This is a genomic window from Pseudonocardia ammonioxydans (assembly GCF_900115005.1).
Taxonomy (GTDB): domain Bacteria; phylum Actinomycetota; class Actinomycetes; order Mycobacteriales; family Pseudonocardiaceae; genus Pseudonocardia; species Pseudonocardia ammonioxydans.
The window spans coordinates 112782-138733 of sequence record NZ_FOUY01000004.1 but is presented as its reverse complement, the minus strand read 5'-3'; the positions used below and the strand labels follow the sequence as shown (position 1 = coordinate 138733).

General features: G+C 73.6%; 24 protein-coding genes. 12 read left to right on the top strand and 12 right to left on the bottom strand.

The genetic code is table 11. The annotated features are described in order from the left end of the window. Positions 1-66: 66 nt before the first annotated feature. The 3 genes from BM093_RS06080 (at position 67) to BM093_RS06070 (ending at position 5412) form a co-directional block, all read left to right on the top strand. The gene (locus BM093_RS06080) at positions 67-1449 is read left to right on the top strand and encodes a serine hydrolase domain-containing protein (protein ID WP_093338456.1); all 1383 of its coding nucleotides are present in this window, start codon (positions 67-69) and stop codon (positions 1447-1449) included. A gap of 139 nt (positions 1450-1588) precedes the next feature. Continuing rightward, on the top strand, positions 1589-3415 hold the full coding sequence (locus tag BM093_RS06075) for a BCCT family transporter (RefSeq protein ID WP_093338454.1): 1827 nt from the start codon (positions 1589-1591) through the stop codon (positions 3413-3415). 242 nt (positions 3416-3657) lie between these two features. Beyond that, entirely contained in the window at positions 3658-5412 is a 1755-nt protein-coding gene (locus tag BM093_RS06070) for a hypothetical protein (RefSeq protein WP_143105278.1), read from the top strand. 82 nt (positions 5413-5494) lie between these two features. Here BM093_RS06070 and BM093_RS06065 read toward each other — a convergent pair whose 3' ends face one another. The 3 genes from BM093_RS06065 to BM093_RS06055 form a co-directional block, all read right to left on the bottom strand. After that, entirely contained in the window at positions 5495-6460 is a 966-nt protein-coding gene (locus tag BM093_RS06065; RefSeq protein ID WP_177238294.1) for an NADPH:quinone oxidoreductase family protein, read from the bottom strand. Positions 6461-6555: 95 nt separating this feature from the next. After that, complete coding sequence (locus BM093_RS35780) at positions 6556-6858, bottom strand: hypothetical protein (RefSeq protein ID WP_093338448.1); 303 nt, start codon at positions 6856-6858, stop codon at positions 6556-6558. A gap of 175 nt (positions 6859-7033) precedes the next feature. Further along, entirely contained in the window at positions 7034-7462 is a 429-nt protein-coding gene (locus BM093_RS06055) for a hypothetical protein (protein WP_093338446.1), read from the bottom strand. A gap of 343 nt (positions 7463-7805) precedes the next feature. Here BM093_RS06055 and BM093_RS06050 point away from each other — a divergent pair, with 343 nt between their 5' ends. The 3 genes from BM093_RS06050 to BM093_RS06040 all read left to right on the top strand — a co-directional run bounded on the left by BM093_RS06050 (position 7806) and on the right by BM093_RS06040 (position 9982). Further along, positions 7806-8384: a hypothetical protein gene (locus BM093_RS06050; RefSeq protein ID WP_143105276.1), complete on the top strand. Its 579-nt coding sequence runs from the start codon at positions 7806-7808 to the stop codon at positions 8382-8384. 145 nt (positions 8385-8529) lie between these two features. Continuing rightward, positions 8530-9570: a DNA polymerase IV gene (locus BM093_RS06045; protein ID WP_093338440.1), complete on the top strand. Its 1041-nt coding sequence runs from the start codon at positions 8530-8532 to the stop codon at positions 9568-9570. Between the two features lie 46 nt (positions 9571-9616). Continuing rightward, on the top strand, positions 9617-9982 hold the full coding sequence (locus tag BM093_RS06040; RefSeq protein ID WP_093338437.1) for a hypothetical protein: 366 nt from the start codon (positions 9617-9619) through the stop codon (positions 9980-9982). Between the two features lie 27 nt (positions 9983-10009). On the opposite strand, the gene BM093_RS06035 is transcribed toward BM093_RS06040, so the two are convergent. Further along, positions 10010-10378, bottom strand: a complete 369-nt coding sequence (locus BM093_RS06035) for a hypothetical protein (protein WP_093338435.1) — start codon at positions 10376-10378, stop codon at positions 10010-10012. A gap of 94 nt (positions 10379-10472) precedes the next feature. Between BM093_RS06035 and BM093_RS06030 the strand changes: the two genes are divergently transcribed. Together BM093_RS06030 and BM093_RS06025 are read left to right on the top strand one after the other, a co-directional pair. Continuing rightward, positions 10473-11702: a threonine synthase gene (locus tag BM093_RS06030; RefSeq protein ID WP_245773332.1), complete on the top strand. Its 1230-nt coding sequence runs from the start codon at positions 10473-10475 to the stop codon at positions 11700-11702. A gap of 70 nt (positions 11703-11772) precedes the next feature. Next, complete coding sequence (locus tag BM093_RS06025) at positions 11773-12261, top strand: hypothetical protein (protein WP_093338432.1); 489 nt, start codon at positions 11773-11775, stop codon at positions 12259-12261. A 27-nt stretch (positions 12262-12288) separates the two neighbouring features. On the opposite strand, the gene BM093_RS06020 is transcribed toward BM093_RS06025, so the two are convergent. Together BM093_RS06020 and BM093_RS06015 are read right to left on the bottom strand one after the other, a co-directional pair. Further along, positions 12289-13200, bottom strand: a complete 912-nt coding sequence (locus BM093_RS06020; protein ID WP_093338429.1) for a TauD/TfdA dioxygenase family protein — start codon at positions 13198-13200, stop codon at positions 12289-12291. A gap of 89 nt (positions 13201-13289) precedes the next feature. After that, positions 13290-13931, bottom strand: coding sequence for a hypothetical protein (locus BM093_RS06015; RefSeq protein ID WP_093338426.1), 642 nt, complete (start codon positions 13929-13931; stop codon positions 13290-13292). Positions 13932-14015: 84 nt separating this feature from the next. Here BM093_RS06015 and BM093_RS06010 point away from each other — a divergent pair, with 84 nt between their 5' ends. Further along, entirely contained in the window at positions 14016-15989 is a 1974-nt protein-coding gene (locus BM093_RS06010) for a M13 family metallopeptidase (RefSeq protein ID WP_093338423.1), read from the top strand. Between the two features lie 73 nt (positions 15990-16062). Here the strand turns inward: BM093_RS06010 and BM093_RS06005 are convergent, their stop codons facing one another. Both BM093_RS06005 and BM093_RS06000 read right to left on the bottom strand, forming a co-directional pair. Further along, positions 16063-17433, bottom strand: a complete 1371-nt coding sequence (locus BM093_RS06005; RefSeq protein ID WP_093338703.1) for an amino acid permease — start codon at positions 17431-17433, stop codon at positions 16063-16065. 475 nt (positions 17434-17908) lie between these two features. Continuing rightward, the gene (locus BM093_RS06000; protein WP_093338420.1) at positions 17909-20044 is read right to left on the bottom strand and encodes a molybdopterin-containing oxidoreductase family protein; all 2136 of its coding nucleotides are present in this window, start codon (positions 20042-20044) and stop codon (positions 17909-17911) included. Positions 20045-20212: 168 nt separating this feature from the next. Between BM093_RS06000 and BM093_RS05995 the strand changes: the two genes are divergently transcribed. After that, positions 20213-21175, top strand: coding sequence for an AraC-like ligand-binding domain-containing protein (locus BM093_RS05995; RefSeq protein WP_177238293.1), 963 nt, complete (start codon positions 20213-20215; stop codon positions 21173-21175). Positions 21176-21238: 63 nt separating this feature from the next. Here BM093_RS05995 and BM093_RS05990 read toward each other — a convergent pair whose 3' ends face one another. The 4 genes from BM093_RS05990 to BM093_RS05975 all read right to left on the bottom strand — a co-directional run bounded on the left by BM093_RS05990 (position 21239) and on the right by BM093_RS05975 (position 24768). Beyond that, positions 21239-22426, bottom strand: coding sequence for a DUF418 domain-containing protein (locus tag BM093_RS05990; protein ID WP_245773331.1), 1188 nt, complete (start codon positions 22424-22426; stop codon positions 21239-21241). A gap of 196 nt (positions 22427-22622) precedes the next feature. After that, positions 22623-22898 (bottom strand): DUF2695 domain-containing protein, encoded by a 276-nt coding sequence (locus BM093_RS05985; RefSeq protein ID WP_093338411.1) that lies wholly within the window; start codon positions 22896-22898, stop codon positions 22623-22625. Between the two features lie 92 nt (positions 22899-22990). After that, on the bottom strand, positions 22991-24055 hold the full coding sequence (locus BM093_RS05980) for a hypothetical protein (RefSeq protein ID WP_143105275.1): 1065 nt from the start codon (positions 24053-24055) through the stop codon (positions 22991-22993). After that, the gene (locus BM093_RS05975; protein WP_093338406.1) at positions 24052-24768 is read right to left on the bottom strand and encodes a DUF4253 domain-containing protein; all 717 of its coding nucleotides are present in this window, start codon (positions 24766-24768) and stop codon (positions 24052-24054) included. Before BM093_RS05975 ends, BM093_RS05980 begins: the two co-directional genes overlap by 4 nt. Before the next feature lie 117 nt (positions 24769-24885). Here BM093_RS05975 and BM093_RS35775 point away from each other — a divergent pair, with 117 nt between their 5' ends. Both BM093_RS35775 and BM093_RS05965 read left to right on the top strand, forming a co-directional pair. After that, a complete protein-coding gene (locus BM093_RS35775) occupies positions 24886-25236 on the top strand; it encodes a PE domain-containing protein (RefSeq protein ID WP_177238292.1) in 351 nt (116 codons plus the stop codon). Next, positions 25233-25781, top strand: coding sequence for a DUF3558 family protein (locus BM093_RS05965; protein WP_093338403.1), 549 nt, complete (start codon positions 25233-25235; stop codon positions 25779-25781). The genes BM093_RS35775 and BM093_RS05965 overlap by 4 nt, the downstream gene beginning before the upstream one ends. The last annotated feature ends 171 nt before the right edge of the window (positions 25782-25952 follow it).

Here is a 25952-nt window from a genome sequence, read left to right as displayed (position 1 = left end):
CAGCGCCACACCCGCACCGCGCGCCACCCCGGGCCCGCGCCACACCGCCGGACTACGGTCGCAGGCATGTCCGACCTGCTCCCCACCACCCAGCGCACCCTGCTCGCCCGCGTCGCCCGCGCCCAGCGCGACGGCCGCGTCCCCGGGCTCGTCGCGGGGGTCGTCCGCGACGGCGGGCTGGCCTGGCACGCGGGCCGGGGCGCGCTGCCCGCCGGGGCGGCGCCGGACGACGTCCAGTTCCGGATCGGGTCGATCACCAAGACGGTCTGCGCGGTCACCGTGCTACGGCTGCGCGACGAGGGCCTGCTCGATCTCGACGACCCGCTGGAGCGGCACCTGCCCGGCACCCCGTTCGGCGACCGCACGATCGGCCAGCTGCTCTCGCACCTGGCCGGGGCCGGCGCGGAGAGCCCGGGACAGTGGTGGGAGCGCACTCCAGGCGGTTCCCTGGCGGAGCTGGCCCTGTCCGACGACGACCGGGTGCTCCCGGCGGCCCGCCGGTTCCACTATTCCAACCTCGGTTTCGGGCTGCTCGGCGAGCTGGTCGCCCACCGGCGCGGGGCGGACTGGGCCGACGTCGCCCGCCGCGAGGTCCTGCTCCCGCTGGACATGACTCGGACCTCGCCCCGGCCGCAGGCCCCCGCCGCCGCGGGGCACGCCGTGCACCCCTGGGCGGAGCTGACCCTGCCCGAGCCCGAGCACGACGCGGGCGTGATGGCCCCGGCCGGCCAGCTCTGGTGCACCGCGCGGGACCTGGCCCGCCTCGGCGCGTTCCTGCTCGGCGACACCGGCGGGGTCCTGTCGCCCGCGACGGTCGAGGAGATGACGCTGCCGGCCGGCATCGACGCCGCGTCGCCGAGCTGGGCGGCCTACGGCCTGGGGGTGCAGGTTCACCGGGTCGACGGCGTCACCCTGGTCGGCCACGGCGGCTCGATGCCCGGTTTCCTGGCCGGGCTGTGGGTCGACCGCGAGGAGGGCACCGGCGCGCTGGCACTGGGCAACACGACGGCCGGGCTGGACTCCGGGCTCGGTCCCCGCCTGCTCGCCGACCTGCGCGCGGCCGAGCCCCGGATCGTCGACGCCTGGGCACCGGAACCGTGCCCGATCGACCCGGCCCTGCTCGGCCCGTGGTTCTGGGGCCCCTCGCCGTACGCCCTGCGCGCGGTGCCCGGCGGGCTGCTGCACCTGGGTGGCCTGGGCCGTCCGGGCCGGTCGTCGCGGTTCCGGCCCGGCCCGGACGGGACCTGGGTCGGCCTGGACGGCTACTTCGCCGGGGAGACGTTGCGGATCACCGGCGACCACCTCCGGCTGGCCACGTTCGTCCTCACCCGCACCCCGTACGACCCGGCCGCGCCGGTGCCCGGCGGGGTCGCGGCGTCCGGCTGGAGCGCCGAAACCGCGTCGCAGCACGCCGATATCGAATCGAAACAGTCGCTTACAGCGGGTTGACCTGCGACGATTCGTCCGTATGGTGCGCGGTTGCACCAGCGCGGTCAGGGGGTCGCCTACACTTCCGGCGACAACCAACTTGTGCACTTTTCACCGTATTCGACCGGGAGGGGGATGCGCCCGCAGGGCGTGACCTGTCATGACACAGGCGGAACCACGCACGGACACCGGCGCTGCCGGGTCCGGTGAAGGTCGGCCACGTACCGACTGGATCGTCTTCGGAGTGGCCGCGGCGATCGCGCTGCTCTTCGTGGTCTGGGGCATCATCGCCCCGGACAACCTGGGAAACACCGCGAGCTCCATGCTCGACGGTCTGATGCGCGGTGGCGGCTGGGGCTTCATCCTGGCGGCGACCGCCTTCGTCGCGTTCGCGCTGTTCCTCGCGTTCAGCCGGTTCGGCCGGATCAAGCTCGGCACCGACACCGAGGAGCCGGAGTTCCGGACCGTCTCCTGGATCGCGATGATGTTCTCCGCCGGCATGGGCATCGGTCTGATGTTCTTCGGCGTGAACGAGCCGCTCTCGTTCTTCACCACGTCCGTGCCCCCCGGTGCGGCCGAGCCGGGCACGACCGAGGCGATGCAGGTGGCGATGGCCACCTCGCTGTTCCACTGGACGCTGCACCCGTGGGCGATCTACGCCGTCGTCGGCCTGGCCATCGCGTACTCGACGTTCCGCAAGGGCCGTCGTCAGCTCATCAGCCAGGCGTTCATCCCCCTCATCGGCAAGAAGGCCGCCGAGGGACCGATCGGGCGGGCCATCGACATCCTCGCGATCTTCGCGACCCTGTTCGGGTCCGCGGCGTCGCTGGGTCTGGGTGCCTTCCAGATCGGTGGCGGCATGCAGATCGTCGGCTGGACCGACGGGCCGGTGAGCCCTGCGATCCTCGCCGCGATCATCGTGGTCCTCACCGCGGCGTTCGTGCTGTCCGCGGTCTCGGGCATCGCCCGGGGCATCCAGTGGCTGTCGAACATCAACATGGTGCTGGCGGGTCTGCTGGCGCTGTTCGTGTTCGTCGTCGGCCCGACGGTGATCATCCTCGACCTCATCCCGACCTCGATCGGCGCGTACTTCTCGCAGTTCTTCGAGATGGTCGGGCGTACCGAGGCCGTCGGCGGCGAGCCGATGCTCGAGTGGCTGTCCGGCTGGACGATCTTCTACTGGGCCTGGTGGATCTCCTGGACGCCGTTCGTCGGCATGTTCCTGGCCCGGATCTCCCGCGGGCGCACCATCCGTGAGTTCGTCGGCGGCGTCATCCTGGCGCCGAGCCTGGTCTCGCTGGTCTGGTTCTGCATCTTCGGTGGCACCGCGATTACCCAGTCCCAGCAGGGCGTCCAGTTCTCCGAGGACTCCAACGTCCAACTGTTCCAGATGCTCGAGGCCTACCCGTGGTCGGTGATCACCGGCATCCTGGTGATGCTGCTGGTCGGCATCTTCTTCGTCTCCGGTGCCGACGCGGCGTCGATCGTGATGGGCACGCTCTCGCAGCGCGGCACCATCGAGCCGAGCCGCTGGGTGGTCATCTTCTGGGGTGCGGTGATGGGTGCCGTGGCCGTCCTGATGCTGATCACCGGCGGGGAGAACGCACTCGACGGGATCACCAACTTCACGATCCTGGTGGCCGCACCGTTCGTGGTGATCATGGTCCTGCTCTGCTTCGCGCTGTTCAAGGACCTGCGCCGCGACCCGGTGGTCCTGCGGGAGAAGAAGGGCGCCGAGGTCATCGAGCAGGCCGTCGACTGGGCCACCAACCGGCACGGTGACGACTTCTACGTCAAGGTCGCCCCGTTCCCGCCGGACTACAAGGAGGAGCCGCCGGAGAACGGCTACTCGAACGGCCCCGGGACCGGCCCCGGTTACACGATGACCGAGCCCGGCGAGGGCCCGGTCGCGCCCGAGGACTCCGACACCGGGGACACCGGCACGTCGGACGCGGGCCGCAAGGACAGCCCGGTCGGCGGCGACTGACGACCGCCTGCCGCACGAACCGGTGGCCGGGCACCCGTGGGTGCCCGGCCACCGTCGTTCGTGGGACGGTTCCTCGGCGGCAGTCACTCGGGCGCCGCCCGCTCGTTGCACCGGGAGGACATCCCGGTGCGCGAGCCCCCGCACGCACCGGAGATCATCGGTGGTCGTGCACCCGCACTGAGGTGGATCACCGTGTCCACCCCGCGACCGGACGGATGGAGGGACCTGACACAGTGGGCCGGATGCGTCTCGTGTTCACCCCCGGGGACGATCAGGGGTACGCCGAGGCCCGGAGCCGGCTACTGGACCAGTTCCTCGTCTGGGCGCGGCGACGCCGCGTCGAGGTGGACGCCGCGCTCGTCGCAGCGGCCGTCGACTACAAGTACGCACGCGACCGCCGGCTCGGCCGGTGGAACCGCTCGCACATCGCCGACGCGCTCGGGATGTGGTTCCCGCGCAAGGTGACGGTGCTCGAGCCGGACGACGTCGCGCCCGCCTTCCATGCTCTGATCGACTTCCTCGACGACCACGACTGGTTCGACCCGCAGTCCGCCTCCACCGACGCGCTGCACCGCCAGGTCGTCGACTCCACACCCGCCCTGCGCGACGGCCTCGCCGACGAGCGCAACTACGATCTCGGCAAGTTCTGGGGCGTGCAGCTGCACCGCAACGGGATCGACCCCGCGGACCCGATCGCCGTCCAGCGCTTCCTGGACCGCGCCGGCTCCGGCGAGGCCGACGTCGACCGGCACGCGCTGGCCGAGATCATGCGACGCGACGCCGAGCGTCCCGCCCGCACCGAGTGGGACCCCGAGCTCCCGCCGGTGCCGATGCCGAGCGCGGCCACCCTGGTCGAGGCGGCGGAGCGCTCCGAGGGACTCGACCTGCTGCGCCGGCTGACGGTGTGGGTCCGGGCCGGGCGCCGGCTCACCTCGGACGGGCGGCTCGGCCGGGCCGACGCGCTCGACCTCGCGGCGCACCTGCAGCTCGACCACCTCTACCGGGAGACCGCCCGCACCAGCGACGACCTGCCCGAGGTCTCGTTGCTGCTGCGCTGGGCGCGGGCCGCCCGGCTGGTCCGCATCGTCCGCGGCCGGCTGCTGCCGGTGAAGAGCGCGGGCCCGCTGCTGAACCGGCCGATCGAGCTCTGGCGGCGCGTGTTCGAGTCGGTCGGCCGGCTCGGCGACAACCTGGGCGGCACCGACGTGTTCGGCGCCCCCTCGCTGTTCGGGATGTCGATGTCCGAGGCGTTCCCGATGCTGTGGGTGGCGCTCTACGGCACCGGCGGCGGTCCCGTCCCGCTGGAGCACTTCCACCGCCAGGTCCGCGACACCGTCAACGACGAGGCCGGCTGCGTGGTCGACGACCTCGCCGGCGACGTCGAGCAGCGGCTGTGGCGGCGCGACGTCACCGCCCTGCTGGACGCGTGCGAGCTGCTCGGGGCGATCGAGCTCGGCGAGACCCTCGACGCCGACGAGCTCGACGAGCTCTCGGTGGTGGCCCACCGCGACGACCCGGACCCGACGGTCGTCGCGCTGACGCCGATGGGGCTGTGGGCGGTGCACGAGTACCTGCTGGAGCAGGGCATGCACGTCCCCGCACCGGGAGAGCTGGCCGACGAGGACATCGAGTACGTCTGCGTGCGGCTGGCCGGGGTGCGCGACGAGGTCGCCGAGGCCGAGGTCGTCGCGTGGGCCCGGGCCCGGGAGAGCGCGGACGCGGTACGCGAGCTGGACCGGTTCCTGCGCCGCTGCGAGGTCCCGGCCCACCGGGCGCTGGCTCTGCACGCGCTCGGCGAGACCGGCCCGGCGGGACGGGCCGCGGCGGCCCGGCACCGGCTGCACGTCGCCGAGCCGGTCGCGGCGGTGCCCGGCCCCGGACCGGGCTGGTCCGGCCCGGCACCCGCCCCGCGCGACCCCACGGCGCCCCCCGCGCGGCCCACGCCGACCCCGCACCCGCGGAACCCGGTCCGGCAGAACCTCGAACCGGCCGGCTGAGCGGTCGGGCCCCGGTCCGGCACCGGCCCGGCCCGGCCCCCGGTCCGGCTCGACGCGCCGGACCGGGGACGGAACCGCACCGTCAGACCTCCAGGACGACCTTGCCGGTGACGACCCGGTCGTCGATGCGCGACAGCGCCTCCCCCGCCTTCTCCAGCCCGAAGCGCTCGGAGATCAGCGGGTCGAGCGCACCGGAACGCAGGTGCGGGAGCAGGGCGTCCCACTCGGCGCGGATGAAGTCCTCGCGGCCCAGGGCGTAGGCGCCCCAGCCGACGCCGCGGACGTCGATGTTGTTGAGCAGGAGCCGGTTGACCTTCACCGTCGGGATGTCGCCCGCGGTGAACCCGACGACCATCAGCCGGCCCAGTGGGCCCATGCTGCGCAGCGAGTCGGTGAAGCGGTCCCCGCCGACCGGGTCCACCACCATGTCGACCCCGGCACCTCCGGTGATCTCCTTGACGGCGTCCTTGAACCCCTCGACGCCGACCGTGTGCGTCGCACCGGCCCGCTTCGCGACGTCGGCCTTGGCCTCGCTGGAGGTCACGCCGATCACGGTCGCGCCGAGCGCGGCGGCGAGCTGCACGACCGCGGTCCCGATGCCGCCGGCGGCCCCCTGCACGAGCACGGTCTCGCCCGCCTTCAGCCCGCCGCGGGTCTCCAGCGTGAAGTGCGCGGTCAGGTAGTTCATCGGCAGGCAGGCACCCGCGGCGAAGTCCACCTCGTCGGGCAGCGGGAGCACGGTGTGCTCGGGGACCGCGACGACCTCGCTGAACACCCCGGACATCGTGAACGCGACAACCCGGTCCCCCGGGGAGAACCGGCTGCCCGGCCCCGCCTCGCGCACCGTCCCGGCGCACTCCGAGCCGAGGGTGAACGGCGGGTCGGGCTTGTACTGGTACATGCCCTTGGTCAGCAGCACGTCCGGGAAGTTCACCCCGGCCGCGGCGACATCGATCAGGACCTCGCCGTCCCCGCGGGCCGGCGGGTCCACGTCCATGACCCGGACCGCGGCCGGTCCACCCAGTTCGACGACCTGGACTGCGCGCACGTGATCTCCTCGCTTCTTACGACGGCGGCGTCGCCGTCATCGAACCAGCCGTCATCGAACCACGAGCGCCCGGGCGCGCGGACGGTCCGGAGGGACTACGCGTCGCCGTAGCGGGGCGTGCCGGTCTCGGTGAGCGACTCGCAGAGCTCGGAGAGGCGCTGGTCGATGCGGTCCTGCACGCGTTCCAGCGCGTCCAGCTCGAGCAGCAGGTCCAGCGCGTCGCGACCGCCGTCGCCACCGGACAGTGCCTTCTCCAGCTCGGCGCGCCGTTCCCCGGTGCGCCGGCGGCAGGCGTCGGCCGTCGCCTTGTGTGCGGCGAGACTGGCACGAGCGTTCTCGGCGAGGCCGGGGCCCCCGGTGACGGTGGCGACTCGTTCCTCGAGCAGGTGGGGGTTCACGGAAGATCCCTCCCGGTGCGTCGGCGTGCGGTGGTCCGCGTCGGTTCGGCGCGATGGCACCCACGACCATCGGGTGTTCGTGACCATCGCCACACCCACGCTAGACGATCAGCGTGTGCCGCGCATCACACCGGCCGGGCGGTGTCGCCCCGGAAGGGAGATTGCAAGGTTGCCGTCAGCCGCCGCGGCGGGGCTGCGGGATCAGCTCGGCCGGGATCTGGCGACGCTCGGCGACCTGGTCGGTCGTCAGGTGGTAGTGCCCGCGCCGCGATCGCCGGCACAGGTACGCCCGCTGCGGCCGCCCGCCGAGCGCCTCGAGCTCGCGTGCCGCACACTCGGCGGCGTCCCGGTCCGGGTAGATGACCTTGCCGTCGCTCCCGGCCGCCCCGGCGGCGCCGAACCGTTCGCGGTCCTCGACCTCCCGGCGCCCGGGCCGGCAGACCTCGGGCCGTCCGGACCGCATCAGGCGCGCGTAGCGGCCGAGCACCCGTCCACGGTCGGCGTCGACGACACCACGACCCGACGGCAGCGTCTCCACCGAGCGTCGCGCGGCCGGGATGAGCCCCGGGTGCACCGCCGGAATCCTGTCGAACTGCCCGTCCATGTCGCCTCCACGTCACCGTCACCTGTGGATCGCTGCGGACATCCTGCCTCGTTACCGCCGCCCGCGGGGTCGCACGATCGTGTCATGCATCACCGACAGGCAACCCGATCCGCTGACGGAGCGTCAGAAGGCCCTGCATTCCGGCGTGTGTACTGCGCCGTTCGCAGCGGTTCCGGAGAGGTTGTCACACCAGCGGGTACGGCCGTGTGCACCGACCTGTACACCCTTTCAGCTGCACGTATCCTGATTGCCCGGCTCGGGCGTGACATCACTCACCGGGTCCCCGACGGCAGCGGATCCGGTTCCCGGGCCGGCAGGCGAGCGTGCCCGGGGGGTGCAGGCGATGGCGATCCAGCCGGAGGCCGAGGTCGGCCGCGAGGATGTCGGCGGTGGACCCACCGGTCCGCACTGGAACGAGGTGTTCACCCCGTCCGAGCTCGGTGACGGGGTGTTCGACGTCCGCTGGGACCTCCGCCCGCGGCTGCGCCGCTGGCTCGCCCACCACGACCTGCCTGCCGCGTCCGGCCGGGAGGTCCACCGCCCGGCCACCGACGCCTGGGCGATGCTCGACGGCGGCGTGATCGCCGTGTCGGCCGTGACCCTGCCCGGCGGGCTCCCGGGTGCGGTCCCGCCGCCGGGACGGCACGCCGCGGCCGACCGCGGGCCGGCACCGTCGTCCCCGCTGCTGACCCCGGGGATGCGGGTGCTCGGCCACCGCGCGCTGCGACTGCTGGTGGCGCGGCTGCGGCTGACCGGTCCCGGGCGGGCGCTGAGCGGGGAGCACCTCGACGTCCCGGGCGTCGTCGAGGACCTGTTCGACGCGCGGAGCCACGACGCCGCGGACGTCGAGCAGGCCGAGCTGCTCGCCAGCTGCACCGACCGCGCCACGCTGCGCTGGGTCGTCACGGCCCTGCGCCCCTGACGCGCATCGGCGTCCTCACCGCGCTGCGCGCAGTCCCGCCGCGCCTGCGCACGTACTCGCTGCGCCTGCACGTTCTCGCTGCGCCTGCTCACACACTCGCTGCTCCTGCGCACGTTCTCGCTGCTCCTGCGGCATTCTCACGGCGATGAGCCGCTGGATCCTGCACGCCGACCTCGACCAGTTCCTGGCCGCGGCCGAACTGCTGCGCCGGCCCGAGCTCGCCGGGAGGCCACTGGTGGTGGGCGGGGACGCCGGGCAGCTCGACGACCCGCACGCCCGCACGGTCGTCGCCACGGCCTCGTACGAGGCCCGCGGGTACGGCGTGCGGTCCGGGATGCCGATGCGCCTGGCCCGCCGCCGGCTGGCCGAGACGGACGCGGTCTTCCTGCCCTCGGACACGACGTACTACGAGCAGGTGTCCGACGAGGTGATGCGCCTGTTGCGCGGCCTCGGCGAGCCGGTCGAGGTGATCGGCTGGGACGAGGCGTTCGTCGGCACCGACGGTGACCCGCGGGAGCTCGCCCACCGCATCCGCGGGACCGTGGCGACGACCGGGCTGTCCTGCGCGGTCGGGATCGGCGACAACACGCTGCGGGCGAAGACCGCCACCGGCTACGCGAAGCCCGGCGGGATCGCCGAGCTGACCGCGGCGAACTGGTTCGCCACCCTCGGCGCCGACCCGCCCGAAGCACTGCCGGGCATCGGACGCGCCACCGCACGGGCGCTGGCCGAGCTCGGGATCACCACGGTCACCCGGCTCGCGGAGTCCCGCCCCGGCGACGTCGCCGCCCGGCTCGGCCCGAACCGCGGGCCGTACTACGTCTCGCTGGGCCGCGGGATGGGCCGCACCGAGCTGGAGACCGGCCCGTGGGTGCCGCGCTCGCGCAGCCGGGAGACGACGTTCCCCACCGACCTCACCGACCGCGCCGCCCTGCACACCGAGCTGCGCACGCTCGCCCACCGGGTCGCCGCCGACGTCGCGGCCGAGGACCGCGACTGCGTGCGCGTCGGCATCCGGGTGCGGACGCGGTCGTTCCGCACCACCACCCGCAGCCGCGCGCTGGACCCGCCCGGGCGCGGCGCGGACGCCATCGCCGACGTCGCCGCGCAGCTGCTCGACGAGCTCGATCCCGACCGCCCGGTGCGGCTGCTGGGCGTACGCGCGGAGCTCACCGAACCCGCCTGAGAGCCCACGCGGGGTCGGCACCGCAGGCGGGTGGGAGGCTGGGGCCGTGACGAGCTGGACCGCCGACGACTGCGCTGCGCACTGGGGCGTACGGGTGGGCACCTGGAACTCCTACGTCAGCCGCGGGCAGGCGCCCACGGCACTGCCGGAGCCCGGTCCCGCGGGCCGGAAGGTGTGGGACGCCGACGAGGTCCGGTCGTGGGACCGGCCCGGCGCCGGTCGGCGACGGACCTCCGATGACGCCGAGGAGCTGCTGACCCGGATGCGCGCGGTCGGTTCCGAGCTGGAGGAGCTGCGGAACCGGCAGAAGGAGCTGCTGCGCGCGGGCCGCGAGGCGGGGTGCGAGATCAGCGCGATGGCGTCGGCGTTGGGGATCTCCCGCCAGACCGCGTACGCCTGGCTGAAGGACTGACCCGGCGCTCCGGGCCGCGGGAGGCGCTCAGTACCCGATCGCGCTGGTGTAGTCGACGGCGCCGACGGCGATCGCCGTCCCCACGACGGCGAGCGTCACGATCGCGAACGGCCAGGAGATCCGGCGCTCCACGATGCGCAGCACGGTGATCGCCGAGCCGGCGATCCCGGCCGCGACGGCGACGACGACCGCGCAGCTCACGGAGACCAGGACCCGCGAGGAACTGCAGGTCGTCGGCGGGCAGTAGTCGAGGAACGCGACGAGGAAGACCCCGCCGAACACGCCCAGCGCGATCAGCATCCCGGACAGGGCGAGGGCGGAGCCCGCGAGCGCGACGTCCCACCTGATCAACGGCCGACGCGCCGCGCCCGTGCGCGATGGGGCCGTCGGCGGCATGACCACCACGGTACCCGTATCGCCCGGAGCGGGACAGATCGGACATCCGCCTCACGGCTTGCCCGCAGGCGCCGCCGCGGGGTCCGCTGACGGCGTGCACACTCCCTTCTCGACGCTCTCCCACCTGGAGTGCTCCCGGACCGGGGCCCGCCACGACGCCGACACCGTCGCCGGGCTCTCCGACGCGGGTGCGCCCCTGCTCGCCCGTTACGACCTCGACCGCGCGCGGGAGCTCATGACCCGCGCCGAGGTCGCCGGCCGGCCGCCGGACCTCTGGCGCTACCACGAGGTCCTGCCGGTACGGGATCCCGCGCGCGTCGTGACGCTGGGCGAGGGCATGACACCGCTGCTGCCGCTGCCCCGGGCCGGCGCCCGGCTCGGGCTGCCCCGTCTCCTGATGAAGGACGAGGGGCTGGTGCCGACCGGCGCGTTCAAGGCGCGCGGGGCCGCCGTCGGCGTCTCCCGGGCCGCCGAGCTCGGGGTCCGGGCGATCGCGATGCCGACCAACGGCAACGCCGGCGCGGCCTGGGCCTGCTACGCCGCCCGCGCCGGGCTCGGCGCGCTGATCGCGATGCCAGTGGACGCCCCGGAGATCACCCGGCGCGAGTGCGTCGTGTCCGGTGCGGAGCTGTACCTGGTCGACGGGCTGATCGGCGACGCGGGCCGGCTCGTCGCCGACGCCGTCGCCCGGCGCAACGAACGGGGCGCCGGCTACCAGGACACCTCGACGCTCAAGGAGCCCTACCGGGTCGAGGGCAAGAAGACGATGGGCTACGAGATCGTCGAGCAGCTCGGCGGGCGGGCCCCGGACGTGATCCTCTACCCCACCGGCGGCGGGGTCGGGATCATCGCGATCCACAAGGCGCTGCAGGAGCTGGTCGAGCTCGGCCGGCTCGCCGGCCCGATGCCCCGGCTGGTGGCCGTGCAGGCAGAGGGCTGTGCCCCGATCGTCGACGCGTTCGCCGCGGGGCTCCGCAGCTCGGAGCCGCCCGCCGACCCGCGCACGGTCGCGTTCGGGATCACCGTGCCGAAGGCACTGGGCGACTTCCTGGTGCTCGACGCCGTCCACGACACCGGCGGCACCGCCGTCGCCGTCTCCGACGCGGAGCTGCTCGCCGCCGAGCACGCGCTCGCCCGCGACGAGGGGGCCTGGATCTGCCCGGAGGGCGCCGCGTGCGTCGCCGCGGCCGGGCGGCTGCGCGAGTCCGGGTGGCTTAACGGGAGCGAGTCGGTCGTCGTGCTCAACACCGGCAGCGGGCTGCTCTACCCGGACACGGTCGCCGCCGCCCCACCGGTGCTCGCGGCCGACGGGCACATCCCGTGATCCGCACCGGGCGGGCCGGCGGCACCGACCCGCGGGGCCCGGCGCCCTGCCGGTCCGGCACCCTGTAGCCGTGCCACGCCTGCGACCGTCCGCCGCCGAGCCGCCGCCCGCCCCGCTGTCGCGGTACTGGAAGTCCTATGTGGCCGACTGCACCGAGCAGGTCGAGCGCTTCCACCGGATCACCTCGGTGATCACCGCGATGCAGGTGCGGACGTGGCTCACCGAGATCGGCAAGCGGCTCGACACCGAGCTGGAGGCCGTGCAGCGGCTCGCGGCGGTCGGCGACTCGATCCAGCCGGCCCGGTTCCGGATCACCGAGCCCCCGGCCCGCCGGATCGCGAACCGGCTGGACAAGGCGAAGTCCTCACTGAAGCACTCGGTGGACCAGGCCGCCGAGATCGCCGAGCAGGCGGTGCTGGATCCCACGCACGACGACGTCCGGGTGCACCTCAAGGTGCTCAACGAGCAGGTCGGACGCCTGGCGATCGCCGCACCGGTCGACGAGGAGCAGGCCCCGGAGCCCCGGCGCCGTCCGTGGCGCCGGGCCTCCGGTTCCTGAGCTCCGGAACTCCCGGGAACGGCCGTCCTAGTACGGCCGGTCCCCCGCGATCGCCACGCGCTCGGCGACCCGCTTGTGCGGGTGGTAGTCACCGACGGCGTAGTGCTGGGTGGCCCGGTTGTCCCAGAACGCGACGGTGCCCTCGGCCCAGCGGTACCGGACCTGGTACTCGGGCACGTGGGCCTGCGCGAACAGGTGCCGCAGCAGCGCGTCCGACTCCTCGCGCGCCATCCCCACGATCTCGGTGGTGAACGACGCGTTCACGAACAGCGTCCGGCGTCCGGTCTCCGGGTGCGTCCGGACGACGGGGTGAGTGACCGGCGGGAACCGGTCCTGCAGCCGGGCGAGCTTGTCCGGGTCGAGGAAGCGGGCGAAACCGGGGACCATGTCGTGCACGGCGACCGCGTCGTCGATGCGGGCCCGCACGTCGTCGCCGAGGTTGTCGTACGCGGCGGCCATGTCCGCCCACAGGGTGTCCCCGCCGAACGGCGGCGTCTGCACCATCCGCAGCACCGCCCCCATCGCCGGCTCGGGCCGGAACGTGGTGTCGGCGTGCCAGATGTTCTCGTAGGTCCGCTGCCCGGCCCCGAACCGCACCACGTCGGCGGAGTCACCCCGGTCCAGCATCGGGTTGGTCTCCAGCGGGCCCCACAGCGCGCCGAACGCCCGCTGCTGCGCCCCGGTCACCTCCTGCCCGGGGAAGAACAGGACCTTCCACTCCAGCAGCGCCCGGTGGATCTCCGCGCGCAGTTCGGCGGACGGCTCCTCCCGCAGATCGACGCCGGTGATCTCGGCCCCGAGCGTCCGCCCGACCGGGGTGAGGGTGAACAGCTCGAACGGTCGGTCCGGCCCGTCGCCGGGCAGGCGGCAGAGCAGGCGCTCGCCCTCCAGCAGGTCGATGGCGGGCGTGGACCGGGTCCGATCGAGAGAAAGGGTCACGGCCAGATGGTGCGTCGCCGACCCGTGTCCGGACAAGTCCGTCCCCGCCCGGGCCGGCCGGCACCGGTCGCCCGGCCCGCGGCGACCGCTCAGCCCGGGCGGGCGCCCGAGCGCACCCAGTCGAACGCAGCCCGGGCCTGCGGCGTGACGTCGGTGGTCGTGAGGGCACGGATCTCGTGGCCGGGCAGCGGGTAGCGGACGTCGTCGAGCGACGACGCCCAGGTCGCGGCCGCCACCTCGGCCGCACCGGCCCCCGCGAGCAGGGCCGGGACGACGCGGCGGTACTCCGTGGCCACCAGCCGGTCCAGCGCCGTCGTCGTGACCGCGACGTCGAAGTCGATCTCACCGGCGCCGGTGCCGTCGGCGAGGTCGAGCCCGCGCCGCTCCGCGATCACGCCGAGCAGCACCGGGTGCAGGCGTGGATGATCACCGAGCACCCGGTCCGGGTCCAGGTCCGGCTCCCCGGGTTCCCCGATCCCGAACGCCCGGGCACAGAACTCCCGGTGGAACGCGCGCAGCGCCGCCAGCCGCAGCACCAGTTCACCGCGCTCGTACTCGGTGCGCGCCGCCGTCAGGCCCGCCGAGGTCAGCACACCCCACGCCCACGCCACCCACGCCGGTTCGGAGCCGTTGCGCCACAGGTCGAACACCGCCACCGCGAGCTCGTACAGATCGCCGAGGACGTCCTCCGGGTCGGGCGGTTCGAACAGCTCGTCCCACATGTCGTTCATCGGTGGCCGTTCTACCGGTCCACCCTGCGCGAACAGCCGCCCGGTTGCTCGAAACCGTCGGCCCCGGCAGGCAGGATGGGCCCCATGACGACCACCGAGCCGAAGCACTCCGGCCTCGACCTGCGCTGGGTCGATCCCGGCGTCCGCCCGCAGGACGACCTGTTCGCCCACGTCAACGGCCGGTGGCTGGCCACCCACGAGATCCCCGAGGACCGCTCGCAGGACGGTGCGTTCCGGGTGCTGCGCGACCGCGCCGAGGAGCAGGTGCACGCGATCGTCGCCGAGTGCGCCGACGGCTCCGCCGAGCCCGGCAGCGAGGCCCGCAAGGTCGGCGATCTCTACGCCTCGTTCATGGACGTCGACCGCGCCGAGCAGCTCGGGGTGGGACCGCTGCGCCCGCTGCTGGACGAGGTCTACGCCGCTCCCGACCGGGCCGCGCTCGCCGGCGTGCTGGGGCGGCGCCAGCGCGAGGGCCGCGTCGCGCTGTTCGGCGAGTTCATCGCGACCGACGCCAAGGACTCCTCGCGCTACCTGGTCAACCTCAACCAGTCCGGCCTGGGGCTGCCCGACGAGGCCTACTACCGCGAGGACGACTCGGCCGAGATCCGCACCGAGTACGTCGAGCACCTGCGGCGCCTGGCCGAGCTGGTCGGCCTGGCCGAGCCGGGCCGGGTCGCCGAGCAGGTCATGGAGCTGGAGACGGCGCTGGCCGCGGCGTCCTGGGACCGGGTCACCAACCGCGAAGCCGAGAAGACCTACACGCTGATGACCCGCGAGCAGCTCCGCACGGCGGCGCCCGGGTTCGACTGGGCCGAGTGGGAGGCCGCGCTGGCCGTCCCGTCGCACGCCTACGACGAGGTGATCGTCCGGCAGCCGAGCTTCGTCACCGAGGCCGCGGCGCTGTGGGCGGACCGCCCGCTCGAGCAGTGGCAGGCGTGGCTGGCGCTGCACGTGGCCTCGGCCTGCGCCGAGTACCTCTCCGCGGACCTGGTCGAGGAGGACTTCGGCTTCTACGGCCGCACGCTGTCCGGCACGCCCGCGCTGCGCGAGCGCTGGAAGCGCGGCGTGTCGCTGGTCGAGGGCGCGATGGGTGAGGCCGTCGGCAAGCTCTACGTCGAGCGGCACTTCCCGCCGCGGGCCAAGGAGCGGATGGAGGAGCTCGTCGCCAACCTCGTCGAGGCCTACCGGCAGTCGATCTCCACTCTGGACTGGATGAGCCCGGCCACCCGCGAGCGGGCGCTGGAGAAGCTCGGCCGGTTCACGCCGAAGATCGGCTACCCGGAGCGGTGGAAGGACTACTCCGACCTCACGATCGACCCGGCGGACCTGCTCGGCAACGCCGGTCGCGCCGCCGAGTGGCGCCACGACTTCGAGTACGCCAAGCTCGGCGGCCCGGTGGACCGCCACGAGTGGCTGATGACCCCGCAGACGGTCAACGCCTACTACCACCCGCGGCTCAACGAGATCGTGTTCCCGGCGGCGATCCTGCAGCCACCGTTCTTCGACGCCGACGCCGACGACGCCGCCAACTACGGCGGCATCGGCGCGGTGATCGGCCACGAGATCGGGCACGGTTTCGACGACCAGGGCTCCCGGTACGACGGCGACGGCAACCTCACCGACTGGTGGGAGCAGGCCGACCGCAAGGAGTTCGACTCCCGCGCGCAGATGCTGATCGACCAGTACGACGGGCTGTCCCCGATGGGCCTGCCCGGCCACACGGTCAACGGCGCGCTCACCGTCGGGGAGAACATCGGCGACCTCGGCGGCCTGACGATCGCGTTGAAGGCCTACGCGATCGCGAACTCCGGCGGCGAGCCCCCGGTGCTGGACGGGCTGACCGGCGAGCAGCGCGTGCTGTTCGGCTGGGCGCAGGTCTGGCGGGCCGTCACCCGCGACGCCGAGGCGATCCGCCGGCTGGCGACCGACCCGCACTCCCCGCCGGACCTGCGGTGCAACGCGGTGGTGACCAACCTGGACACCTTCCACGACGCGTTCGGGGTCACCGAGACCGACGCGCTGTTCACCGAGCCGGGCCGGCGCGTGCGCATCTGGTGACGGGCGCCCCGGCGCCGGGTTCACCGCCCGGCGCCGGGACACCGCCTGGAGCAGGACGACGGCCGGACGGTGCTCACGCTCCACTCCGAGCCGAGGAAGGCGTGAGCGTGCGGCGCCGCCGCCGGATCACCAGGTAGATCACGACCAGCAGGGCCAGGAACGGCACGCCGGCCTTCCACGCCGTCGAGAACTGGTCGGTGAACGGCGTCGTCGCCAGTACCGCGGCCACGAACAGCATCGCCGCCACGGTCGTGTACGGCGCGCCCGGCAGCCGGACCGCGGCGTGCTCGCCCGCGGTCCGCCTGCGGAAGACCAGGTGGCTCGCGAAGATCAGCAGCCAGGTGGTGAGCGCACCGAACAGCGCCAGCCCGACCAGCAGCGGGAACGCGGTGGACTCGGCGAACACCGACACCAGCACGGCGAGCGCGAGCCCGGCGGCCGAGACGGCCAGCGCACGTTGCGGTGCGCCGTTGCGGCCGGTACGGGCCAGCGCGCGTGGCGCGTAGCCGTCCTGGGCCAGCGAGTAGGTCATCCGTGCGGTGACGTAGAGGTTGGTGTTCATCGCCGAGAGCGCGGCGGTGAGCACCACGAAGTTCATCACCGCGGCCGCGGCCGGCACCCCGGCCTGCGCGAACAGCCGCACGAACGGCGACTCGGTGACCTCCTCGCCCGTCGACACGGTGTTCCAGGGGAGCAGCGTGACCACGACGAGCATCGCGCCGATGTAGAACACCGCCAGCCGCAGCACGGTGCGGCGCGCGGCCCGCGGGATGTCCCGGCCCGGGTCGCGCGACTCGGCGGCGGTGACGGCGACGGCTTCGGTACCGAGGAAGGAGAACGTCACGATCGCGAGCGCGAGCCAGATCGCACCGAGCCCGTTCGGCGCGAAGCCGCCGTGCTCGGTGAGTGCCCCGATCCCGGCCGGCTCCTGCCCGGGCAGGCCGAACACGATCGCCGTCACGCCGACCGCGATGAACGCGACGATCGCGACCACCTTGATCATCGAGAACCAGTACTCGGTCTCGCCGAAGAGCCGCACCGCCCCCGCGTTGAGCGCCAGCATGATCACCGAGAAGCCGACGACCGGTATCCACAGTGGCAGCTCCGGGTACCAGAACTGCAGGTACAGCCCGGCGGCGACGACCTCGCTGCCGATGTTGACGACCTGGGCGGCCCAGTAGATCCAGCGCTGGACGAACCCGGCGCCGTCGCCGAGATAGCGCTGCGAGATGGGGCCGAACCCGCCCGCCTCCGGGTGCCGCACGACCATCTCGGCGAGCGCGTAGGCCAGGATCAGGGCGACGACGGCGGCGACCGCGTAGGCGACGATCACCGCGGGCCCGGCGACCGAGATCGCGAGCCCGGAGCCCAGGAACAGGCCGGTGCCGATCGCCCCGCCGACCGCGATCATCCCGATCTGCCGGCCGCTCAGGTCCCGGCGCAGCCCCGGCGCGCGCTGTCCCGGCTGCCCGTGCCGCCGCGGCTGGTCGTCCTGCTGTTGGTCCTGCTGCTGCAGCTGATCGTCCTGCGGCGACCTGTTGGCGCGTTCCACCGTGCTCCCCGTGCGGTACAGCTCCCCGCCCGGGCCGCGGGCGGAGCGCGCCGGCTCCGTCCCGCGCCCGGGTGGGGCGCACCGGGTGCACGGCGCAACGACCGGGGATCCTCGCACGGCGGCCGTGGCGCTCGTGCGCGGACGCCTCGTGGACGGCCGGCCCCGCACCCAGCTCGCCGTCGAGCCGGGGCCCACAGGGCGCGGTCCCAGCCGTCGGCGGAGTCCGTGCACAGCCGGCCCCATGGCACCGGCCCCACCCACAGCCCACCCGGTCCACAGCCGACCCGGTGTACAGCGGGCCCCGCGCACGACCGGCCCCGTGCACGAGGGCGCAGCCGGAGCCCACCCGCCCGCGCACGCTCCCGGATCAGGCCCGTTCGACCTGCACCTTCGTGTCGGAGAACGTCGGGGCACGGCCCAGGTCGGCGAACCCGGTCGGGCTGACCGCGTTGACCGTGGACTGGCCCTTCGCCTGCGACCGCCACGCCCCCATGTGCGCCAGGACGACGCCGCGGGTGACGTCCGCGGTGACGACCGCCCGCACGAGGATCTCGCCGCGGTCGTTGAACACCCGCACGAGGTCGCCGTCGGCGAGCGCCCGGTCCTCGGCGTCGGCCGGGTGCAACCACGCCGCCGGCTCGCCCTGCACCCGCTGCTGGGCGGGCAGGTTGGCGTAGCTGGAGTTGAGGTACGCGTGCGACTTCGGCGAGATCAGCGACAGCGGGTGCGCCCCGTCGGCCCGCGGCGGTGGGACGTACCGCGGCAGCGGGTCCACCTCGCCACCGGGCTGGAACTCGTTCGACCCCTGCCGGAACAGGGGCAGCACGAAGTCGCCGCCGGCGGCCGCACCGGAGCGGAACTCGTGCCGGCCCGACGGCGTCGGGAACCCGCCTTCGGCGTGCGGGGCGTACTCGTCCGGGCCCGGCAGGTTCAGCCGCGCCCAGCCGGTCTCGGCCAGCGTCTCCGGGGTGATGCCCGCCAGTGCCGGGGCGGACCAGTCGTACGCGGCGGCGATCAGCTCCTCGTCGGTCATCCGGAAGCACTCGTCGTCGTACCCCATGGCGGCGGCGAGCCGCCGGAACAGCTCGGTGTTGCTCACGGCCTCCCCGACCGGCGGGATCGACGGCCGGTTGAGTCCGATGTAGAAGTGACCCCAGGAGAACATGACGTCGGTCTGTTCGAGCTGGGTCGCCGCGGGTAGCACGATGTCGGCGTAGGTCGCGGTGTCGGTGAGGAACTGTTCGGAGACGACGGTGAACAGGTCCTCGCGGGCCAGCCCGGCGAGGACCTTGTCCTGGTCCGGGCAGACGACGACCGGGTTGGAGTTGTAGACCATCAGCGCGTGGATCGGCGGTCCCTCGATCTCCCCGGCGAGCGCCGCGCCCAGGTGGAACTGGTTGACGACCCGGGTGCCCGGTGGCCGCAGCTCCGGGCGGGACAGCGTGTCCCAGTTGACCGGGAACGCCCACAGCGGCAGCGCCAGCAGGCCGCCGCCGGGCCGGCGCCAGGCCCCGACCAGGCCGGGCAGGCAGGAGATGGCGCGCACCGTGGAGCCGCCGCCGGGGTGGCGCTCGATCGCGACGCCGATCCGGATCATCGACGGTTGCCCGGCCGCGTACTCGCGGGCCAGGGTGCGGATGTCGGCGGCCGGGATCCCGGTCTCGGCCTCGGCCCATTCGGGGGTGCAGTCCGCGGCCCGCTCGGTGAGCTCGTCGATGCCCAGGGTGTGGTCGGCGACGTAGGCCTCGTCGGTCAGGCCCTCGGTGGTGATCACGTGGATGAGCGCCATGGCGAGCGCGCCGTCGGTGCCGGGACGGATCGGGATGTGCCAGTCGGCGCGCGCGGCGGTGCGGTGCCGGACCGGATCGATGACGACGACCTTGGCCCCACGCCGCTGGGCCTCGGCGACGAACGGCCACAGGTGCAGGTTCGTCGAGATCATGTTGCAGGCCCAGATGACGATGTAGCGCGCGTGCACGAGGCTCTCGGGGTCGACGCCCGCGGTCGGGCCGACGCTCATCACGTACGCCGTCGACGCACCGGAGTCGCAGTAGGTGCGCTCGCTGACCGTGGCGCCCATCCGGTTGAAGAACGGGTCGCCGACGTTGAGCCCGTTCAGCGTCCCCTGCGTGCCGAGATAGCTGACCGGCAGCACGGCCTCGGCACCGTGCTCGTCGATCACCTGCCGGAAGGCTCCCGCGACGGTCCCGAGCGCCTCGTCCCAGCCGATCGGCTCGAAGCGCCCGGAGCCCTTCGGACCGGTGCGCCGCAGCGGGGTCGTGACCCGGTCCGGGCTGTAGACGCGGTCGACGTAGTTGTTCACCTTCACGCAGAGCCCGCCCCGGGTGAACGGGTGCTCGGCGTCGCCGCGGACCGCGGTCGCGCGGCCGTCCTCGACGGTGACGGTCATCGCGCAGCCGTCGGGGCAGTCGTGCGGGCAGATCGCCCGGCGGGTGCCGGAACCGTGCAGGTCGACGATCGGGAGCTGGGGTGTGGTGGTCATGCGCGTCCTCCTGGGATCACGACCAGGGTCGTGCCGTCGGCGAGGCCGCGGGGTGGCGATGCGTGCCAGGGTGTTGCCGCTGCGTGCCCGGCTGCCGGTTGACCGGGACGGCTCCGGGCGGTGGACTCATCGAGGTGCCGACACTCCCCGGCCGCTGCGGAGGTGCCCGTGGTCCTCGTTCCCGGTTCGGCGCCGGTCGCGTCCCGCACCCGGCGCTGCGACGAGTGGCGGGAGGCGCTGCGTCATGACTTCGTCGCGCTCGACGTCGCCCCGGACCGCAGACGTGGCGGTGCCTTCGCGGGGTCGGTGCACAGCGCGACGCTGGCGCACCTGCAGGTCTCCGAGGTGTCCTCGGTCCCCCAGGTGTGCCGCCGCACCCCGCAGCTCGCCTCCCGCGACGACCGGCGGTTCCTGCAGGTGGGGCTGCTGACCCGCGGGACGGCGGTGCTGGAGCAGGACGGCCGCCGTGCCGTCCTGCACCCGGGGCAGCTCGCGCTCTACGAGACCGACCGCCCGTTCAGCTGGATGTGCACCGCGGACTGGGGGCTGCAGGTCTTCACGTGGCCGCGCGAGTCGATCGACCTCGCGCCCGGCGCGTCCGCCGCGGCGACCGCGCACCGGCTCGACGCCCGGTACTCCGGTCTCGGTCGGATCGTCGCCGGCGTGCTGCGCGAGCTGACCGACATTCCGGCGCTGAGCTCCGCCGGAGCGGCGCGGCTCGCCGACGAGACCGGCGGTCTGGTCGCGACCCTGGCCGGCGAACTGGCCGGGACGGCGGGGTCACCCCCGGGGACCGAGCGGTCCCGGGACGAGCTCCGTGACCGCGTCGAACGCTACATCGCCGAGCACCTCGCCGACCCGGAACTGGGGGTACGGTCCATCGCCGATGCCCATTTCGTCTCGGTCCGGCAGCTGCACCGGCTCTTCGCCGCGACCGGCGAGTCGGTGACCCGCCGGATCCGCCGCGAGCGGCTGGAGCGGGCTCGGCGCGATCTCGCCGATCCGCGGTTCGCCGACGTGCCGGTCGGCCGGATCGCGCGGTGTCACGGCTTCACCGACGCGGCCGGGTTCAGCCGCGCCTTCCGCGCCACCTACGGCCGGGCGCCGAGCGCGCACCGCCCCGGGTGCTGACGCCGGCCCCTGCCCGCACCGCTCCTCCGCGCCCGGGCCGGGTGCGGAGGAGTCGCGGCGGGGTCAGCCCGTCGGTGTCCGGTCGGACGCCTCGTGCGCCGGAGCGGGCTGCCGCTCGCGGTAGACAAGCCGCCGGAGCAGGGACTCCGCCGGACCCGGCTTCCCGCGCCGCTCCAGCCAGACGGCGAACGCCACCGTCACCAGCCACACCGCGACCGCGAACAGCGCCATGGTCGCGCTGTCGAGCACCGCGCCCAGCCCGAACCCCCACGCGGCCAGCAGCGGTGCGCAGAGCACCGATTGGCCCAGGTAGCTGGTCATCGACCGCTTCCCGACCGCGGACACGGCCGATCCGACCGGGCCGAGCGGACGCCCGGTGAGCCGGTCGCCGATCAGCCCGAACAGCGCGACGTAGCCGACGCCGCAGGCCAGACCGGTGGCCACCTGCGTCCCCGAGAACGCCCACATCACCTGGTCCAGACCGCTGATGACGCCGATGTGGGCCAGTGCGTGCGGCAGCCCGCCGGCCCAGCCGATCGCGATCCCACCGACGGCCACGATCCACAGGAGCCGCCGGTGCTCCCCCGGACGCTCGAGGAGCATCCGGCGCGCCGACCAGAACCCGAGCAGCACGGCGACCGGAACCGCCATCCCGAGAAGTCCCTGCCCGACCACCAGCATCGGCCACAGCACCAACCGGCTCCCGGCCGCGGCCAGCGGGTTCTCCGCGGAGGCGCTGGCCGTCATGAAGTCCGGCATCCCACCGGCCACCTGGGCCCCTCCGCCGGAGGTGAGGACGGCGACTGCCCCGAGCGCGGAGAACACGGCGAACAGGAGGAGCAGGGCCGTCCCGATGCCGGCCCAGATCAGCAGCGTCCGGTCGGCGCGGCGGAGGAACAGCCAGACCAGGACCAGACCGCACAGGCCGTAGGCGCCGAGAATGTCGCCACCCCAGAGCAGCAGGGCGTGCACGAAGCCGAACACGAGCAGCCACAGGTTGCGCCGCTGCAGGAGCCGGAAGGCCTCCGGTTCGGCCACACCGGCCGCGCCCTGTCGCCGGTGGATGACCGCGAGCCCGTACCCGAAGAGGAACGCGAACATCGGATACACCCGCATGTCCACGCCGGTGATCAGCACTGCTTGGACGATCTTGTCGGCGACCGAGCCGTCCACCGGGTGGAAGCCGGCCTCGGAGTGCGCCCGCCCGTACAGGTAGAACGGCGTGTTGGCGAGCACGATGAGCAGCAGCATGAAGCCACGTGCCAGGTCGGGCGCCGGGGCTCTGCCGGCCGGCCCGAGCGGTCCTTGCACGCGTGATCGTCCGTCGTCGACGGTCATGGTCGTCCCCCTCGAAATCCCCCGCGCCCCAGCAGACCGGGACGAACCGGATCGGTCAACCGGAAAAGGATGAACGGGTCGTAGCCGATGGTCGACGCCGGTCCCCGGGCTACCTCCGGCGGGCACAGTTCGGCCGGACGTCGGTCCTGCCGAGAACGGTGCGCGCCATCGCGCAGTCGCAGTGGACGCCGGCGCGCCGGAGGTTCGCCTCCATCCGGGCCGGGCACCCCTGCAGCTCCTCGATCCAGGACCGGGTGAGCCGCAGGGTGCCGTCGCAGCCCCGGGCCGCGGTGCCCTGCACGATCGCCTCGGCGAGCCACTCCCGCAGCGAGCCGCCGAGCCCCGCAAGATCCGCCGTCGGCGGCCGGGGTGTCTCGATACTCATGGCGTCACCATCCCGGCCACCCCTGACACTTCTCGCGGCCCTCCGCCCCGCGCGGCGCGACCGCCCACGAGTGGCACGCGCACGCTTCCCGGTCACGACGCCCCCGCCGTGCTGCCGTCGGTACGGACCGCGTGCCGGAGCTCGTCGGAGAACCGTGTGCGCAGTTCGGTCATCCACTCGGGTCCGGTACGCTGCGGGTCCACGTCCGGGCGCTCGCGGGTGGTGGTCTCGTCGGCGTAGACGCGGAAACACCCCTGGATGCCGCGGATCAGCCCGTCGACCAGACACCTTCCCGGTTCGGCGGGATCGAGGACCGTGGTGACGACCCGGTGGCGATGCTCCCCGCCGGCTCCCGCGCCACCGGGATCGGCCGGCTCGCGGCCGTCCGGGCACAGGAGGAAGTAGCCGCGTCCGGCCAGCACCGCCTCCTGGAGCAGGTGCCGGACCAGCTCGTCGTCCGGCTGTCCGGGTCCGCGGTCCAGCACGTTCCGGGTGACCTGCAGGTCCTCGTGCCCGATCGCCTCGGCCAGCGCGACGACGTCCGCGACCGGGTGGCCGACCAGCGTCGACACGAGCTCACCGGCGGCCCGCAGCCAGCGCAGCGCCGCGGTCGCGGCCGCGTTCGGCTCGATCGAGGTCAGCAGCCCCCACGGGTTGAGCGGGTCGGCACGGAGCAGGGAGTGCGCGGTGAGGAGGTGGGTCTCCGAGGCGTCCGGGCGGACATGGGCGACGGTCTGCTGCGCCCGTCCGTCGAGGACACCGACGTCGGCGTCCAGGACGGCGTCGATCTCGGCGCGGACCTCCCGGACGACGGCGTCCCGGAAGGCCCGCCCCGGCGCGAGGGACACGATCCGGCCCAGCTGGTGTGCGGCCTCGACACCGTCGTCCTCCATGGACTCGATCAGGCTCCCGACCGGCCGTTTCGGGTACCGGACGGCTTCGACGAGCCGGAACGGACGGATCTCCTCCACCGTCTGCTCGGAGTAGGCGTGCCAGAGGTGCGCGGAGAGCCGGGTGAGAATGCCTGCGGTCCGGCGAGCGTGCTCGGCACTCCAGTTCCGCGGGACCCGGGCGATCTTCTGGGCGGCGGCGCCGTCGCCGGTCGGCCAGGTGGCGACGATGATCGACGTGGTGGCGTCGTGCGCGTAAGTCGTCATCGGGTCCACCCGAAGGACCAGACACCGGCACCGCGGATTGTCCCGACGTACCTGCGCAGCGAGTGGCCGTCGCCGTTCTGCGGGTCGGGCCGGGCGGCGCAGAAGGCGAGGTGCTCGCCGGCGACCTGCTCGCACTCGTCGTCGTACATCGGCGGCCGGGCCACCGACAGGTACATCCGGGACCGGGTCAGCGCGACGACGAGCGCGCCCCACCGCCGCTCCCAGTAGCGCAGCACGGCGGCGAGGCCGACGAGATCGTGGTGCGGGTGGTGGCCGGCCCCGCTCCAGCCGAGCACCGCCGGGGTGTCGGCCGGACGGTAGGCGTCGACCAGCGCGAGCGGGCCGGATGCACCTCGCGCGCACTCGATCGCCGCGTCGAACGTCTCTGGGCGCCGGGCCAGGTCGCGCGTCGGGCGCAGCGCCCGCGCCCGCGGGATCGAGACCGGGAACGGGTCGCGGCACGGGCACTCGGCGCCGCACGGGCCCGGCCACCACCTGGCGAGCACGGCCTCGCCGTCGAGCCTGTCGATGGCGTCGAACAGCTCGTCGGGATCATCGGGACGTTCGAGGGTGTGCTCGAGATCGGCCGGGGAGACCCACACGGGGCAGCGGCCGGTCACGTGGGCGCGGCGGAGGAGGTGGTCGTAGAGATCGGCATCGGGATGGTCGGGAAAGCTCGGGGAACCGGCCTGGCCGGATTCGGTGACGGTCATACGGCTTGGACGACACCCGGGACCGGGCGGTTCCGGCTACTTCGCAATCGGGCACCGGCAGCCGCGGATGTCGGCGAATCGGCCTGGTGCGCGCGCGAGCTGCCCTACTCTCGGACGGTGTCGTTGAGTCCGGAGCAGCAGCGCTCGATCGAGGGCCTGGTCGCGCAGGTGAACGTCGACAACGTCTTGCAGGTCGCCGCGGTGCTCCGGCGACAGGCCGACGACATGGCCGCCCATCTCACCGTTGCCGACCAGGACCTCACGGTCCAGCGGTGCGGCGAGGATCCGGTGTCGACCGATGCCCAGCAGCTCTTCCAGGCGAAGATCGATCAGATCCTCAGCGTCCACTGGGCGCACGTGGAAGAGATCGTCGCAGCCTGTGAGGCCTTGCGCGTGACTGCGCGGAACTACGGCCACCTGGAGGACGTCATAACGGCGGCTCTGGGAGCTCCGTTGGAGATCCGGTGAGGTCCTGCCTCGTTGTCTGCGCACTGACAGTCCTCGTCGGTGTCTCTGCGTGCGCGGTCGGTCGCACCGGATCTGTCGATCCGTTTCCAGAGCGGCCCTACGCTCTTGACGTCACCCAGGTCGATCCCTGCGCTGCGCTCACCGAAAACCAGCAGACAGCGCTCGCGCTCAAGCTCGGTCGATCGGGCACGAGCCAGGGCGGTACATCCCGCGGCTGCAACTGGGTGAGCTCGGCCGGCCTGGGGTGGAACTTGCAGACACTGGTCGACGACGCCTCGACCGCAGTCGGCGCCGAGCCGACCTCGACGATCGTCGAGGTCGGTGGGTTCGGCGCGGTCCAGAGCTCACCGCCGGCTCGGGGAACCGGCCTCGCGTTCTGTCAGGTCGTCCTCGACGTCGCCGACGGAGCGTCACTCCGCGCACAGGTGCAGGTGACCCCGCTGGCGCCCGATGCCGAGCAGCACACGGTGGAGCGGACCTGCGAGCAGGTGCGCGCGGTCGCCGAGCTGATGATCGACAACCTGCACGCCCGGCAGACGCCCTGACCGTGCCGCCCGGCGGAGCGACACGGGCCGGAGCGCCCTACAGCGACATGAGACGAGCGCTTCGGACACCCGTGGATCCCGCCCCGAGCACCCGCATCCCAGAACGACCTCGACAGTCGGCGGTGGCGCCCAAGCCCGCCGCCGGCGACTCGCAGAGACCGTCGGTCACGG

Bases quoted from the DNA above. Each gene is read 5' to 3' on its own strand.
- BM093_RS06080 (WP_093338456.1), top strand. From the start codon at position 67: ATGTCCGACCTGCTCCCCACCACCCAGCGCACCCTGCTCGCCCGCGTC.
- BM093_RS06075 (WP_093338454.1), top strand. From the start codon at position 1,589: ATGACACAGGCGGAACCACGCACGGACACCGGCGCTGCCGGGTCCGGT.
- BM093_RS06070 (WP_143105278.1), top strand. From the start codon at position 3,658: ATGCGTCTCGTGTTCACCCCCGGGGACGATCAGGGGTACGCCGAGGCC.
- BM093_RS06055 (WP_093338446.1), bottom strand. From the start codon at position 7,462: ATGGACGGGCAGTTCGACAGGATTCCGGCGGTGCACCCGGGGCTCATC.
- BM093_RS06050 (WP_143105276.1), top strand. From the start codon at position 7,806: ATGGCGATCCAGCCGGAGGCCGAGGTCGGCCGCGAGGATGTCGGCGGT.
- BM093_RS06045 (WP_093338440.1), top strand. From the start codon at position 8,530: ATGAGCCGCTGGATCCTGCACGCCGACCTCGACCAGTTCCTGGCCGCG.
- BM093_RS06035 (WP_093338435.1), bottom strand. From the start codon at position 10,378: ATGCCGCCGACGGCCCCATCGCGCACGGGCGCGGCGCGTCGGCCGTTG.
- BM093_RS06015 (WP_093338426.1), bottom strand. From the start codon at position 13,931: ATGAACGACATGTGGGACGAGCTGTTCGAACCGCCCGACCCGGAGGAC.
- BM093_RS06010 (WP_093338423.1), top strand. From the start codon at position 14,016: ATGACGACCACCGAGCCGAAGCACTCCGGCCTCGACCTGCGCTGGGTC.
- BM093_RS06000 (WP_093338420.1), bottom strand. From the start codon at position 20,044: ATGACCACCACACCCCAGCTCCCGATCGTCGACCTGCACGGTTCCGGC.
- BM093_RS05990 (WP_245773331.1), bottom strand. From the start codon at position 22,426: ATGCTGCTGCTCATCGTGCTCGCCAACACGCCGTTCTACCTGTACGGG.
- BM093_RS05985 (WP_093338411.1), bottom strand. From the start codon at position 22,898: ATGAGTATCGAGACACCCCGGCCGCCGACGGCGGATCTTGCGGGGCTC.
- BM093_RS05980 (WP_143105275.1), bottom strand. From the start codon at position 24,055: ATGACGACTTACGCGCACGACGCCACCACGTCGATCATCGTCGCCACC.
- BM093_RS05975 (WP_093338406.1), bottom strand. From the start codon at position 24,768: ATGACCGTCACCGAATCCGGCCAGGCCGGTTCCCCGAGCTTTCCCGAC.